Below are 14,716 nucleotides of genomic sequence, written 5' to 3' on the forward strand. Positions count from 1 at the left end.
TTGGGGGGGGTGTTTCCCCCAGGGCGGGAAATTTTAACGCGCTTGGGTTTATGGGCCCGGCTTCGGGGTGGAATACAACCCACACCCTTAGTTTCCATTCGTTTTCCAGTTGGGGCTTTCGGGGGGTTTTTATTTCCCTTTGGTTACCCAAGGTTTTGTTCCCTGAGGTCAATTTTGGTTCCAGTAGCAGCCTTTCGCCAACGATGTTCTTTCCCAAGATCTACGCATTTTCACCGCTACACTGGGGATTCCCGCTACCCCTTCCCGAACTCTAGTCTCTCAGTTCCCACCGCCTGCCCAGAGTTAAGCTCTGGTCTTTGACAGCAGACTTGAAAGACCACCTGCGGACGCTTTACGCCCAATAATTCCGGATAACGCTTGCATCCTCCGTATTACCGCGGCTGCTGGCACGGAGTTAGCCGATGCTTATTCCTCAGGTACCGTCAGATCTTCTTCCCTGAGAAAAGAGGTTTACAACCCAAAGGCCTTCCTCCCTCACGCGGTATTGCTCCGTCAGGCTTTCGCCCATTGCGGAAAATTCCCCACTGCTGCCTCCCGTAGGAGTCTGGGCCGTGTCTCAGTCCCAGTGTGGCTGCTCATCCTCTCAGACCAGCTACTGATCGTCGCCTTGGTAAGCTTTTACCCCACCAACTAGCTAATCAGACGCGAGCTCCTCTTGAGGCAAAAAATTTTCACCTTCCGGCACATCGGGTATTAGCAGTCGTTTCCAACTGTTGTCCCCATCCTCAAGGCAGATTCTCACGCGTTACTCACCCGTCCGCCACTAAGTCCGAAGACTTCGTTCGACTTGCATGTGTTAGGCATACCGCCAGCGTTCATCCTGAGCCAGGATCAAACTCTCCATGGTGTTGGTGTTTGATTTGACTCTTTGTCCTGCTTCCAACGAATCAAAAACAGAACGAGTAATTGACTTCTTTCTAAAAGTTACCTAGACATCTAGGAACAAATAGAATATAATTGTTTTAACTAACAAGGGCTGTGTTTAATATCAGCTTTCAAACTATAGAATTTTCTTGGTTCGGTTCGCTTGGTGGAGCGTGTCGCTCTCAACCGCGCATTTACAAATATAACCAAACCACAAGGGAATGTCAACCCTTTTTTTAATTTTTTTTTGAACTTTTTCTACATCCCTCTCCCTACAAGGGTTTTGGGGCTTTAAAAAGTTTCTGTACCTCTTGTATTCCCTAACTTATCTTTCTTCCAAAATGAAGACCCTCGGGCTTTGCCTACGAGTCTGGATTTTTTTGAGGAGGGGATAGTGGAAACTTTTTAGCAATACACATCTATTACTTAATTCACTAGATTATCTTTTGAGATGGAGGGGACTGGGGAGATTGGGGAGCAACATATTAACCATGGTTCCAGTCTTGGCAGAAGTCCCCACTTAAAATCCTGGTATTTCTTTGAGAATTTGTAGATTGAGACTTCTGCCAATAATTTTGTTAAAAACAAAAATCAACAGTGTTATATCTACTGTTGATCTCAAGTCAGAGTAAGCTGGGGCTTTTAAACCATATTTTGGAGTTCCTGAGTAGATAGTCCGTCAATGATCTCGGAAGATTCATTGTGATCTTGATATTTGATTAAGTTAGCTAATTCTTGTAGTTGACTAATGGCTTCTGCCCCTTCTAGTTTCATTAATTCGCGATCATCTCGCATTTCCGTCCAGGTAATACCATAGTCGGATACCAAAAATCGAATTAAATGATCTTTACCTAAACTAACCATAAACGAAGCACTATTCATTTCACCGCCACAAGTATAGCAAGAAGCCAGATAGCCACGATTTTCGAGGACAATGGCTAAGGCTTGCAGATTCATTACTAAGTCCCTAACAAAATCACGATGTTGTTGAGCTAATCGAGTAAACACGCCTTTTCCTCCTGATAACACTCCTCATTATAAAACCTTAATACTTTTTTAAGATTCTAATTTACCTATTAAAACTGTAATCTAATAAAAAGTAGTCTCACACATAAGGCAAACTAATCACCCACTAGACTAACCTAGTTTTTCTTCATTGCCTAGTATCAGGAACTACAGTCCGCAAATTGTCCTATTATCTTTAGATTTATTCTTCTTATGGTTATCATTGAGGATGGTAATTACCTTCTTAATCCCTTCTTAATCACTTGGCAAAATGAGCGTCTCCTGTTAAGCTCTATCGGTAAATGGTCAAAAATATGACCAGATGGTGTGTCTGGTGTTGAGGGGTTCATGAAAGTTTCTAATTCTCGTCCTTGGTTATTTATCTTAGAATTTCTATTAATCACTAATGCGATCGCTATTGCTGCTGGTGTAGGATTTGGTGCAGCTTTGCGTTTAAATAGACCACAAGAATCTGGGTCAACCATACTACATTCTGAGCAGTCATTTCCGCCTCGGCAAGATTGGCCAGTGGGAGAGCTTTATAAGCATTAAAACAAAATAGACATCTGACTTGAGCTAAGATACTAAAGGTGTAATCAATTAATTATTACTGATGGAAGCATTAACATCCCTTGGGTTTTCAAGCTATACACAATGGTCTATTATCGCCACTGTTGTCTTGTTATTATTAACTATAGTTGGATTTATTTTTAAGTGGGGAATTCGTTTCCGATTAGTCGGAATTACGAGTTTTATGGTAGTTCTCACTGTGGGATTATTTGGGTTAGGATTAGGTTTATTTGAACGTACAGAAATTCCCGGAGCCGTTCGTTTTTCTCGGGTTTATGATAACGGGGGTAATCAGGTTATTATAGTGGTTGAACCTTCCATTATAGAAACAGAATTAGAAGCAACGTTGAAACAAGCAGCAAATGATTACTTTTCCTATGGGAGAACAGCCGGAATAGATAATAAATTAACAATTCGTGCGAGAACATTAGTTCACCCTGAAACTGGTGAAAGCTTACCTTTGTATATAGGACAAGTCAAGCGATCATTATCAGTTAAAAATGATGAGAATATGGAGATTGATATTTTTCAAGAGGAGTTAAAACAGTTATCTAAATACCAAAAACTAGCTAAGGGTTAATCGTGGATAACCTAATTCTATCTTGATCAAAAGATATCTTCTGTTTTCCTACCGTAACTTTTGCGTCCGTTCCCAATCCTTTAATTGTTAATGGGGGTGGAGATTTTTTTTGGACTGTCATAATCACAAAAAATTCCTGTCCCCCTGTAGCCACAATTTTAGTACCCTCTTCAGTTTTTTCCGTCGTAACTTTAACAGATTCAGGTACAACAAATGTGCCTTTCATAGTTGTTTTATTTTTTCCTTTAATAAGAAAACTATTATCTTTAACTGTAACATTGCCTGCGGTGTGCATTATCCATACTTTTTCCTTAAATTCTTCAGCTTCGTTGTTACCAAGAAAACGATCAACTAACACGAATAAACCAGGAACTCCCGATGATTGACTATAATCTACTGCAAAGGAACGTAAACCTGCAATTCCTACTGGTGGTTCACTATTTTTGCGCCAATTTGTATTTGTTTGTAGGGTAACAATTCCAGAACCATCGGTGTTTGAGACAAAAAATAGGGGTTTAGATGTTTTCCAAGGAGAACTTTTCGGTAAGATAACGACATTTTCCTCTTGCCAGTTATTACTAGATTTACCAGCTTTTGCCCAAGTTTCTCCTAACCCTGAGATGCGAAAACTTCCCACATCAGGATAGTGCCAAGTTCCGCCAATTAACTCTTTTTTTAAGAAGATATTCGCCACAAAATCATCTTGATTTATCCATTGATTTCTAAAATTATAAAATCCCTTTTGTTGGTCAACAAAATTGTAACCAAATAGCTGAACTGGGTTTTTAGAACTAAGATTATGTTTCTTATCATAGAAGCTCAAGATAAAAGGAGCATAATGAGGCATATTTATACCAAAAGTTTGATCACCTTTAAGTCCTAAACTGTTTTCAAAAATTGGCACCACTGCTGGTAAAAAATCTTCAGGAAGAGTGACTAAACCTGTCGCAAGAAGATCAGAACCTGCGTAGTAGCGATGTCGTCCATAAGTCGTAACATTTAACTGATTATTATTAGGAATCATCCGCATGAGATAGTGGGGTAAAATCCACTGTAAACGAGAACCTTCAACTAATTCTTTTCCTATTACATTACTGTAGGCTTGTAAGAAAGGAAATATAGTTAGAATCAGGGGTTCAGTTGTATAGTGATCTCCTTCACTTCCAAAACCACGATTACCTATTGCGGTGCTTAAATATCGTTTAATATTACGTTCTGCTGTTCTCATCAAATGATAGATTTTATCATTAGATATACCAGGTTCATTTAAAATAGCTAAAGCAGCTAATCCTGCTGCTCCTCTTGCTCTTGCATTCCAGGTGCTACCAGCATTACTATTCCAACCATTACGAGAAGAATCGCCTTTTACTAATTGTTTTGTTTGTGCTCCTAACCAATTAGTAACAGTGTTTATTTGCTTTTGATCCCAGACAGAATAACAAAAGTCATAAGCTAAAGCAACATCTGCCACAATAGGAGAATGTTCTAATAATCTTCTTCCAGGATTTTCTAGGGATTTTTCGACTATTTTCCATCCCATATTAGCCAATTCTTTATCATTATTAATTAAAGCTAAAAAGCAATATCCAGAAGCATGATAGCCACCAGTTGGCACATATCCATCATAATAAATAGGTTGTTCTAATATTTTTTCTAATTGTTTTATAATTGCTTGTCCTTCTGGGGTTTTAGTGGCTTCTTGTAAAGATGATAATTGATGTTTACGAAAAACGAGGCGGGGGTGTTCTTGAGGAGATAAAGCTAAGTGATCACTAATATTAGCTGGCCAAGCTTTTGTTATTATGCCAGTAACGCTACCTTGTAATTTTTTTTGTTTATATTTTCCTTGATAACTACCTATAATCTGATTTTTATAAGGAACTAAATTAATCTTATATACCGCTGGTAAAATTTCTGTACTCCAAGGATGGGATTGAATATTTATAGTAATTTTTAATTCCCATGCTCGACGATATTGTTTAGTGCTAATTTCTTCAATACTTAATTTTTCTAGATTATTTATTTCTAAAGCTCCTTGATGATCAACATCTTGATTGAATTTTTTAGCATATCCCCAAACTTCGGGTTCACATTTACCTTGATCACAGACTAAATCTAAGGTTATATTTTGATAAACTGGTTTTTCTTCCCATAATTTCCATACCCCATGTTTTAAGGTTAAATGGATATTACCGGAGAGTTTTTTTACGTCAAAAGAATGCAAAATAGGTGCATTAGAACCCCCCAATAATAAAATAATGAAAGGTAATAGAATCAAATAACGTTGTTTCATTGACTTTTTTCAAATTACTCAGTGGTCAATAGATAGTACAATCAGCATAGAGCATCCTAAATGCTGCTTATCCTTGATCGATAATAGTTAACTGGATAAATTTATCCTCTATCCCCCCGTCTCCCCGTAAAACTCCAATGAGAATTGATAACTTTTATACAAAAATGAAATGGTTACGATCAGCAGAGAATATCTATAGCACTTCTCATACTTGTGAGGTACAGAGTTTTCTAGTTTTAGGAGTTCGGAGTTCGGAGTTCGGAGTTCGGAGTTCGGAGGCTCGATATTAGGTGTACCTCATGAGTCCGAGAAACCCTATATAGAGACTATATAGTAGATTTAGCTTATTATATTATAATTATATAAAATTTTGAATATAATTGTAGATATAATCAATTGTTACTTCTATGATTATTGCTTTTGTGTAGGTACTTAATGTCAAAAAACTTTTCGTTAAATCATCCCATTGTTGAGGAAAGTTTCAGAATTATTGATCAAGAAGTTGGTCAACATAATCTCAGTTTATTAGAATATCAAATAGCTCGTAGAGTTATCCATTCGACGGCTGATTTTGAGTTTCTTGATTTACTTAAATTCAGTCCTAAAGCCATTGATAGTGGGATTAATTTTCTTAGGAATCAAACGACTATTATTACAGACGTAACAATGGTAAAACAAGGCATTATCAACTTAGTTTCTAAAACATTTAAAAACTCCATTATTACAGCTATAGAAAAGGCTCCTCATGCTCTTCCCCAAAAAACTCGAACTGAGACAGGTTTACTAAAATGTTATCAGCAATGTCCTCATGGAATTTATGTTATTGGTAATGCTCCTACTGCCCTACTTGCTTTGTGTCAACAAATTAACGAAAAAAAACTTAAGCCTAGTTTAATTATTGGAGTCCCTGTGGGCTTTGTTTCTGTATTAGAATCAAAAGAAATGTTAGCAACAATTGATGTCCCTCAAATTCTTGTAGAGGGTAGAAAAGGAGGCTCCCCAGTGGCTGCTGCTATTATTAACTCTTTACTTATTTTGGCTTGGGAAAGTAATCATTAAATCTACTCTAGCAAAAGTATGGTGTAAAAAATAAAACAAACTACATATTTAGAAAAGAGGTTTTTTTTGATAAAAAATCATAATATTTTGATCGCAGCTCAACTTAAATTTAACCGAAGATCGAATAAAATTTGCTTATCATCATAAATACAGGAGAGGAGTAGAATCTTTTTAAATAAGATCATAAATATTCATAAAGCAATCATGAAACTGACTTATAATGTTCAAACAATTACAAAATCTCAACAATATTTCTAATATTTATTCTAATAAATTTATGATTAAAGTTGTAGGAATTGGTTTAAATGGAAAAGAAAGCTTGGCAACAAAGACTAAGACAATTGTTGAACAAGCTACTTTATTAATAGGGAGCGATCGCCATTTAACTTATTTTCCTAATCATTCTGGTAATAAAATGGTTATTAAGAACTTTTTTGAGGATATTAAAAACCTTCAGGAAATCAAAAATAATCATGAATATATTGTTATTTTAGTAAGCGGTGATCCTCTATTTTTCGGTTTAGGAAGATTATTATTAGAACAGTTTGATATAGAAGAATTAGAATTTTATCCCCATTTGAGTTCCATACAATTGGGTTTTAGTAGGGTTAAGATACCTTGGCATGATGCTATAATTATTAGTGGCCACGGTCGTCATTTAGATGAACTAATTTCTAGCTTACGGCAGGGTCAAGAAAAAATTGCTATTCTTACAGATAGCAAAAATAATCCCCAGGCGATCGCCGAACTTTTCTTGAGTTTAAAAATCCCCATTAATTATGATATTTGGGTCTGTGAAAATTTAGGAGATATCGATGAAAAAGTTAATTGTTTTACCCCGCAAATATTAGCAAGTCTTACTAATTATCAGTTTTCTGCCTTAAATATTGTTATTCTCTTGCGTAAGAAGGATCTTAATTTAAGTCAAAAAGAGCTTGAAAATTTACCTATTTTTGGTGTTGAAGATAATTATTTTTTAAGTTTTAAAGATCGTCCTGGGTTGATGACAAAAAAAGAAGTTAGAATGATTATTTTAGGGGAACTGGGTTTAAAATCACAACAAATTATCTGGGATATTGGTGCAGGAACTGGCTCAGTTTCTATTGAAATTGCTCGTTTATGTCCTAACTCTCAGATTTATGCTATTGAAAAAACAGCAATGGGTATTAATTTAATTAATAAAAACAGTAAGAGATTTAAAGTTAATAATATAACATCAATTCAAGCACAAGCTCCTAATAAGTTACAAACATTACCCAATCCTAATAGAATTTTTCTTGGAGGGAGTGGGGGAAATTTGATTGATATTTTAGATATTTGTCAAGATAAATTAGCAAAAAATGGCATAATTATTATTGCTTTAGCAACTATAGAAAATTTAGGAATCAGTTTGAATTGGATTAAGAAAAATAGCTGGAATTATCAACTATTAAATATTAATATATCTGGCTCTCTTTCGGTTGGTAACTTAACCCGTTTAGCTCCTTTAAATCCTATATTCTTAGTTAAGATTTTTAAGAAAAATAAGAAGATTCCTCGTACCTAGTAATGACAATAAATGCCACAGTAACCAGTTAATCTTTACTTATAAAGTCATAACCGAATAACTGATTACCGTTAACTAATTATTATAAACAGGTTACTTTTTTTTCTTAGCCTTTTGCTTTTCTCTTTGTTTAGCTCGCTTTGCAGCAGCTTTTGCTTCTTTTTCAGCTTTTATTCTTGCTTGTTCTGCTTTTAATCTTTCTTCTTCTTTCTTCTCTAAGTAGTAATAGTAATTACCTGGATAAACCACCAATTCACCTTCATTTAGTTCCACAATTTTATTGGCTACTTGTGAGATAAAATAGCGGTCATGGGAAACCAATAAAACCGTTCCCTCATATTTAGAAAGTGCTTGTTCTAGCATTTCTTTTGCAGGAATATCTAAGTGATTAGTTGGTTCATCTAGCACCAGTAAATTAGCCGGTTGTAAAAGCATTTTTACCAGAGCAAGACGGGCTTTTTCTCCACCACTTAAACCCTCAACTGTTTTAAATACTGTATCTCCACTGAATAAAAAGCGGCCGAGAAGACTTCTAACTTCAACATTTTTCCAGTCAGGTACTTCATCGTGAATGGTATTCATCACAGTTTTAGTTAAGTTTAAAGCTTCTGCTTGGTTTTGTTCAAAATACCCTGGAATAACATTATGTTTACCCAAGCTAACAACACCGTCGCTAGGTTTTTCTATACCCATTATCAAGCGCAGTAAAGTAGATTTTCCTGCTCCATTAGGACCCAGAAAAGCGATGCGATCGCCTCTTTCTACGTTTAGGTGAGCATCTAAGAAAAGGATCTGTTCATCGTAGGTATGGACTAAATCTTTAACCAAAACAACATCTTTACCACTTTTGGGTGCAGGAGGAAACTCAAACGTAACTGTCTTTAATTCAGCAATAGGAGCTTCTACTCTATCCATTGATTCTAGTTGTTTTTCTCTACTTTTCGCCTGGGTACTTCGGGTGGCACTAGCACGGAAGCGGTCGATAAAAGCTTGTTGTTTATCGATTTCTTTTTGTTGCCGTTGATAGGTATTTTCTTGAAGCTCACGGCTTAAGGTTTTTTGTTGAGTATAGTCAGAGTAATTTCCAATATAAGTTGTAGAAATGCCTCGCTCTGTTTCGACAATTTTGGTGCATATTTTGTTCAAAAATTCCCGTTCATGGGAGACAATCACCATAGGAATATTTAGCCCCTTTAGATAAGCCCCTAACCAGTCAACGGTTTCATAGTCTAAGTGGTTTGTTGGTTCGTCCAATAGCAATAAATCTGGTTCCTGAAGGAGAATTTTTCCTAAACTCATACGCATTTGCCAGCCACAACTAAAATCACTCACTAAACGCTCACTATCTTCTAGTTCAAAACCCATCTCTGGTAACATTTTGGCTATCTCTGCTTCTAACACATAACCATCTAAGGCTTCAAACTTTCGTTGTAAATTATCTAATTTATGAATTAATTCATCCAAGTAATCTGGCTCTGCTGTTTCCATTTCTTGAGTCACTTTAGCTAATTCATCTTGTATAAAATTAGCTTCAGAAAATACAGTCCAAAATTCTTGATTAACGCTACGACTGGGTTCGACTTCAAACTCTTGGGTTAAATAACCAATTTTAAGACTAGCAGGACGAATCACTTCCCCCGATGTCGGTTCAATTTCTCCTTTAATGATTTTTAGTTGAGTAGATTTTCCGGCACCATTTGCTCCCACTAAACCTATACGCTCTCCTGGGTTGACTTCCCAAGTGACATCTTTCAATACTTCTGCGTTAGGGTAAATTTTACTGATTCTTTCAAGTCTTAGCATTAAATGTCCTAATGAGTTCGGCTACTGGATAAAGTTGTTTAAGTAGATTTTTGGATTCTCATCTCTAGTTTAAACAATCTTGTCCCGAAAAAGGATGCTTAAAAAAAGTCTTCTGCTAATGGGAGCGTCCCAAAGTTGCCAATTGCCCTTTATTGATAATAGTTGATCTGATGAATTTCCCCCCGTCTCCCCATCTCCCGTATCTCCTCGTCAAAATCCAAGAATAAGTTTTTTGCCAAAATGGGATGCTACCTTGCTAATTCCTATTATTTTATCGAGATAATAGGGTCTAAAACCTGGCTTTTTAAAGCGAAACGTTTTTGAGGCGAGGCTTAAATCCTCGTTTCAAAAACAACTTCTGACTTCTGACTTCTGACTTCCTTAACCCCACCATTTTTTATCACTCATTTTGCCATGACTGAACACAGAAAACTAATGGTCTAAAATCTAAAATGATCCTAAAAGTAGGAATGATAGATAAAATAGTTTATACCATAGAGAAAATATTTGTTGTTCACCAAGGTATAAATATGAAATTTTACTGGTATTTATCCATCATTTTAGTTAGTTTACTACATCCTAACCTGGCTTTATCCCAAGAAATAGAGGAAAATCCAACATCCTTTTTAAAAGAAACTATTAAAATAGATAATATTCCTGAAAATAACACATCTTTTGAAATTGCTGATTTATCTAATAATACATCCCAAGAAATCGATGACACAACTTCTGAGCCAAATCAGTCTAATCCAACAGTAAAAAAAGAACAATCTGAGCAAGCAGAAATAACTGAGACTGAGACAACAACAGCAACCGATGATAGTTGTAACGACGCACCGCCTCAAGTGCAACACCCCCTTATACCTCCTCTAGAAGTTGCGGAAAATTCTACAGAAGAAACCCAAAGCAATGCTGCGGCTTTATCCTTAGAAAAGCCCCCTGAAATTGAGCAAGTAAATACTGAAAATCAGGAGGAGGAAGAGAAGAATCTTTTGACTATTTCTCAAGCTGAAATCACGGATTATCCTACCATGGCTAAAGCGGATCATTTTTATAGATGTGGCGAGACTTTATTGGCAGAAAGATTCTATCGAGAGGTGAAAGAACCCTTTGGCAATGAAGAAGAGTTAAACCGAGAAATTTTAGCTGAAGCGGTTTATGAAGCAGAATATCTATTACCAGGAGGTGCGGTTTACTGGCGACTATATCAAGAAAGTTTGCAAGAAAGCGAAGTTTATGAAAGTAAGCGAATTGCTCCCTTAAAATTGTTGTCTGAAGACTATCCAGAATTTATTCCTGGTCATCTCAAATATGCCGAACTTCTTGTTCAAGATGATCGTCAGGAAGAAGCTTTAAAAGTGTTAGAAAATGCGGTTACTTTGTACCCTAATGAAGCACCAATAGTCAAAGCTAAAATCGAAGCAGATGAACAAGCAGAAAATTGGTTGGCTGCTTCCTTGACTGCCCGTCAATTTGCTCTATTTAATCAAGACCATTTTTTACGGGATGAATTTAAAGAATTAGCGGATACAAATTTAGACCGTTATCAAGGACATCTCCAAGAACAAATGACCTGGAATATGGTGGGCAATGCCATCATGGGCGGTATTGGAGCAGCCTTGATGGGGAACGTTTTTGCTCCACTTTCTACCCTACAAACCAGCTATCTTTTATTACAAGGAGAATCAGCAATTGGAGAAAATTATGCCGAAGGATTTAAAAATAGTCTCACCTTGATTGAAGATCCCGAAGTAACAGGATATATCAATGAAATTGGTCAAAAATTAGCTAAAGTTGCTGGAAGAGATGAATTTGAATACGAATTTTATGTGGTGATGGACGAAAATGTTAACGCCTTTGCCCTGCCAGGAGGGAAAATATTTATCAATGCCGGGGCGATCGCCAGAACTGCCTCAGAAGCAGAGATCGCTGGCTTATTAGCCCATGAATTAGCCCATTCCGTCCTTTCTCACGGCTTTCAACAAATGACTCAAGGAGCTTTAACTAGCAGTGTAGTGGATTATATTCCTTATGTGGGGGGGATAGCTAGTAACTTGGCTATTTTAAGCTACAGTCGTGGTATGGAAGAACAAGCGGACTTATTTGGCACCCGTTTACTCGCTGCTTCAGGGTATGCTGCCGATGGACTTCGCAACCTGATGGCACTGATGGAAGAGGAAAACCAAAACCGTCCCCCTGCTTGGTTATCTACTCACCCCGATCTCGGCGATCGCGTCAAATATATTGAAGCAGAAATTGTCAGAAATAATTTCAACCGTTTCGCCTACGAGGGGGTGGAAAGACATCAACAAATTCGTAAAAAAGTGGTACAAATTATAGAAGAACATAAAGCAGAAGAAAAAGGAGAAGTAATTGAAGATATTTCCGAAGAAAATAACACCGATTTGGAGGAATAAAACTGTTTAGGATGTTAATGTAGGGTGGGCAATGCCCACCTGACAAGATTACTTTTTAGCCACAATAAATATTGCTTTATCTTTGCTGGGTTGCCATTGATAGTCAATGCTAAAACCGGCATTAGTTAAACTTTCAATTAGGTCTTGTCCTGTAAATACTCTAACCAAAGGGAAAAAGCCTAAAATCTTACCAATGGGACCAATTAGTTTAAACCACCCCATAAAATCTCCCATACAAGTGGTACTGGTAACAAAAATCCCCCCAGGTTTGAGAATAGAATAAACTTTAGCGATCGCAGTTTCTTTATCTTCTAGTAAATGTAAAATACTCAATCCTAAAACTGCATCATAAGTTGAATTTGCTGTCTTTAATTCTTCGATAGTTAATTGTTCAAAGGTGATATTATTAATGTTGTTATTTTCTGCTTTACCTTGGGCAATGGCGATCATTTTCTCTGAGATATCTATAGCTTGGACTTTGGACAAAAAAAGTTTGTTAGCGTATATTTTACGCTAAACTAAAATCCCAAAATATCGGCTCTGTATCAGTCAATAAAATTGGCTGACAAATAGGGCTAATCTATAGATTCTGAGGAAAACTAAGGAGCTTTTAAGTTTTCAGTTGATTTTTTGCTCCCTTTCTTGATAACATCATGACGAGTTCGTGGGGCTTTTTTGTAACCTTTAATACGTCCGGAAGAAAAACCTCGACGTTTGGGAAATTTGGCGAAAGTCCCCAAGGTCGTAATTATTCTTGAAAAGTCTCTTTGAACTAGACTAGGGGTGATTTTGATGGATTTATTAGTCTTCAAATACTGTTCCCAATCACGGGGTAAAACCACAGCTAATTTTCTGGCAGCCCACAAATTTACAGAAGAAAGAAGTGTTAGTTTAAACCAATTTTCTTCATGATGTACATCGGGAGTTAAATAAGATGTCATCAATAATCTTTGTTTACCAAATCGAAAAAGATGTTCCATGTCATAACGTTGTCGATAACACTGATAACAATCAACTAAACTTAACTCATCGCGCCGAGAACCAATAACAATAAGCCACATAGGTTTCCAAATACTATTTCTTTCTTGATCTCTGACAACAATCTGGAGTAAAGTAAAGGGGTGATTGTTCATTTTATAGTTTTTAGTTCCTCTCATTAACATCTGTTTCCATCCCGAAATAGTCACTGTTAATTGACGACCTTTTTTCGTTGTAAAGGGAACATGATGAACTTCATCAGGTTCAGTCCAAGTTTGGTCATCTTTAAGGTCAAATTTATCCCCATACCAACGGGGATGTCCCGAAGTTTTGGCTTGATTTGGGTCCCGAATAAATTGACGATAAAAAACTCGGTCACTTCTAACTCTTGTAATAGTAACTAGGTCTTCATGCTTAACTTGTTCCCCAATAAAATCCTTTTGGCTGTAGTCACTATCAGCCACTAAGACAGATAATTTATCAGAAAATAAAGAACTTTGCCAGATTTTTTTTAGTTGTTGATTGCCTTGATTTACTCCTTTATGTTTAGAGGGGACTCGCTCTCCTGATAAGGGGACAGGGAGTTGTGTCAATACCAAATAAGTTATAATGTTTTGAAGTGGGAGGAATTGTTCTCGATACCGCTGAAAATAAAGTCTCAATTCTCTGTTCATAATTAGGGTCAGTTTGAGTGGGTAAAAACTCTTGAATTCCTCTATATAAACTGTTATAATCTCTTCTAAATAAAGGATTGAGAGACAATTCAACGACTGAGTGAGCTTGTTGGTTACTGGAGAGGGCATCGAGTAATTCTATAATAGTTTCTTTTCTAGCTTTTAGTCCTTGGAAGAGGTTAGACCTCCACACCAGGAATTCCTCGACAGACGTAGCCGTTTCATTTTTGGTCATTTTTAAAATTTATTACCTTATTAATTAGCGGAATATATACGCTAACATCAAAAGAGGTTGTTTGTTACAGTTAAGGCTAATGTCATCACATTCCGAACTTAAGACCAGTCAAGATGTCCACCTGAGAGCCAAACAAATTAAGAGTCTAATTCGCTCTCTTAAACAGAAAATAAAGAAAATTGAACGGGAAGGGGAAGTAGCACCAGCTAATTGTCATATTATTCGTTATCAGGTTAATCGAAAGGGAACAATCTACTGGTATTATAAACTACAGGCTGCTGAATCAATTTTTCCTATGGCCACTAATAATGAGAAAAAAACCAAATATAAATATTTAGGACGAGCCGGAAGTTCTGCTCATATTGATGCTGTAGAAAAACTCACTAGAAGAAATCTCATTGATGAATTAGAACGAGTCATTCAATCTCTAACTGAAAGCTACTTAGATATCTATATTGGAACCGAAACTGAATGAAGCTATTTAATATTTAAAATCCCCTAAAAAGATGGAAAGAGAGTTTTTAAAACCACCTTAATTCTCTATTTTAGCTCTGGAGATATGTTTAGCGTAAAATTTACGCTAACAATTGTTTTTTATCCAAAGTCCAATGCCCTAACATGATGACTATTGTACTTGTGCTTTCTTGGTTTGAAGAACACATTAAGCTTCC

The 14,716-nt window shown here is 36.5% G+C and carries 10 protein-coding genes, 1 pseudogene and 1 other annotated feature; of the genes and pseudogenes, 6 read left to right on the plus strand and 5 right to left on the minus strand.

The window, feature by feature from the left end; translation table 11 throughout:
* Positions 1 to 2: 2 nt before the first annotated feature.
* Positions 3 to 868 (minus strand) — a sequence feature (16S ribosomal RNA rRNA prediction is too short).
* Between the two features lie 659 nt (positions 869 to 1,527).
* Positions 1,528 to 1,893 carry a DUF1815 family protein gene (locus CWATDRAFT_RS22490; protein ID WP_035828307.1) on the minus strand — a complete coding sequence of 122 codons (366 nt, stop codon included), beginning with the start codon at positions 1,891 to 1,893 and terminating at the stop codon, positions 1,528 to 1,530.
* Positions 1,894 to 2,238: 345 nt separating this feature from the next.
* On the opposite strand from CWATDRAFT_RS22490, the gene CWATDRAFT_RS22495 reads away from it, so the two are divergent.
* Both CWATDRAFT_RS22495 and CWATDRAFT_RS22500 read left to right on the plus strand, forming a co-directional pair.
* Entirely contained in the window at positions 2,239 to 2,442 is a 204-nt protein-coding gene (locus CWATDRAFT_RS22495; RefSeq protein ID WP_021830022.1) for a hypothetical protein, read from the plus strand.
* 61 nt (positions 2,443 to 2,503) lie between these two features.
* On the plus strand, positions 2,504 to 3,040 hold the full coding sequence (locus CWATDRAFT_RS22500) for a Ycf51 family protein (RefSeq protein ID WP_007307171.1): 537 nt from the start codon (positions 2,504 to 2,506) through the stop codon (positions 3,038 to 3,040).
* Here CWATDRAFT_RS22500 and CWATDRAFT_RS22505 read toward each other — a convergent pair.
* Complete coding sequence (locus CWATDRAFT_RS22505) at positions 3,030 to 5,333, minus strand: hypothetical protein (protein ID WP_007307172.1); 2,304 nt, start codon at positions 5,331 to 5,333, stop codon at positions 3,030 to 3,032. The two genes, CWATDRAFT_RS22500 and CWATDRAFT_RS22505, sit on opposite strands and share 11 nt — an antisense overlap.
* A 435-nt stretch (positions 5,334 to 5,768) precedes the next feature.
* Here CWATDRAFT_RS22505 and CWATDRAFT_RS22510 point away from each other — a divergent pair, with 435 nt between their 5' ends.
* Both CWATDRAFT_RS22510 and CWATDRAFT_RS22515 read left to right on the plus strand, forming a co-directional pair.
* Positions 5,769 to 6,392, plus strand: coding sequence for a cobalt-precorrin-8X methylmutase (locus tag CWATDRAFT_RS22510; protein ID WP_007307173.1), 624 nt, complete (start codon positions 5,769 to 5,771; stop codon positions 6,390 to 6,392).
* A gap of 220 nt (positions 6,393 to 6,612) precedes the next feature.
* The gene (locus CWATDRAFT_RS22515; protein WP_007307174.1) at positions 6,613 to 7,938 is read left to right on the plus strand and encodes a bifunctional cobalt-precorrin-7 (C(5))-methyltransferase/cobalt-precorrin-6B (C(15))-methyltransferase; all 1,326 of its coding nucleotides are present in this window, start codon (positions 6,613 to 6,615) and stop codon (positions 7,936 to 7,938) included.
* Positions 7,939 to 8,031: 93 nt separating this feature from the next.
* On the opposite strand, the gene CWATDRAFT_RS22520 is transcribed toward CWATDRAFT_RS22515, so the two are convergent.
* Positions 8,032 to 9,741: an ABC-F family ATP-binding cassette domain-containing protein gene (locus tag CWATDRAFT_RS22520; protein WP_007307175.1), complete on the minus strand. Its 1,710-nt coding sequence runs from the start codon at positions 9,739 to 9,741 to the stop codon at positions 8,032 to 8,034.
* Positions 9,742 to 10,271: 530 nt separating this feature from the next.
* On the opposite strand from CWATDRAFT_RS22520, the gene CWATDRAFT_RS22525 reads away from it, so the two are divergent.
* Positions 10,272 to 12,158: a M48 family metallopeptidase gene (locus CWATDRAFT_RS22525; RefSeq protein WP_007307176.1), complete on the plus strand. Its 1,887-nt coding sequence runs from the start codon at positions 10,272 to 10,274 to the stop codon at positions 12,156 to 12,158.
* Positions 12,159 to 12,206: 48 nt separating this feature from the next.
* Here CWATDRAFT_RS22525 and CWATDRAFT_RS22530 read toward each other — a convergent pair whose 3' ends face one another.
* Both CWATDRAFT_RS22530 and CWATDRAFT_RS22535 read right to left on the minus strand, forming a co-directional pair.
* Positions 12,207 to 12,644, minus strand: a complete 438-nt coding sequence (locus CWATDRAFT_RS22530; RefSeq protein WP_232287175.1) for a class I SAM-dependent methyltransferase — start codon at positions 12,642 to 12,644, stop codon at positions 12,207 to 12,209.
* 113 nt (positions 12,645 to 12,757) lie between these two features.
* Positions 12,758 to 14,045 (minus strand): annotated as a pseudogene (locus CWATDRAFT_RS22535) (transposase).
* 79 nt (positions 14,046 to 14,124) lie between these two features.
* Between CWATDRAFT_RS22535 and CWATDRAFT_RS22545 the strand changes: the two are divergent.
* The gene (locus CWATDRAFT_RS22545; protein WP_007303423.1) at positions 14,125 to 14,520 is read left to right on the plus strand and encodes a hypothetical protein; all 396 of its coding nucleotides are present in this window, start codon (positions 14,125 to 14,127) and stop codon (positions 14,518 to 14,520) included.
* Positions 14,521 to 14,716: the final 196 nt, after the last annotated feature.

Source organism: Crocosphaera watsonii WH 8501 (genome assembly GCF_000167195.1).
Classification (GTDB): Bacteria; Cyanobacteriota; Cyanobacteriia; order Cyanobacteriales; family Microcystaceae; genus Crocosphaera; species Crocosphaera watsonii.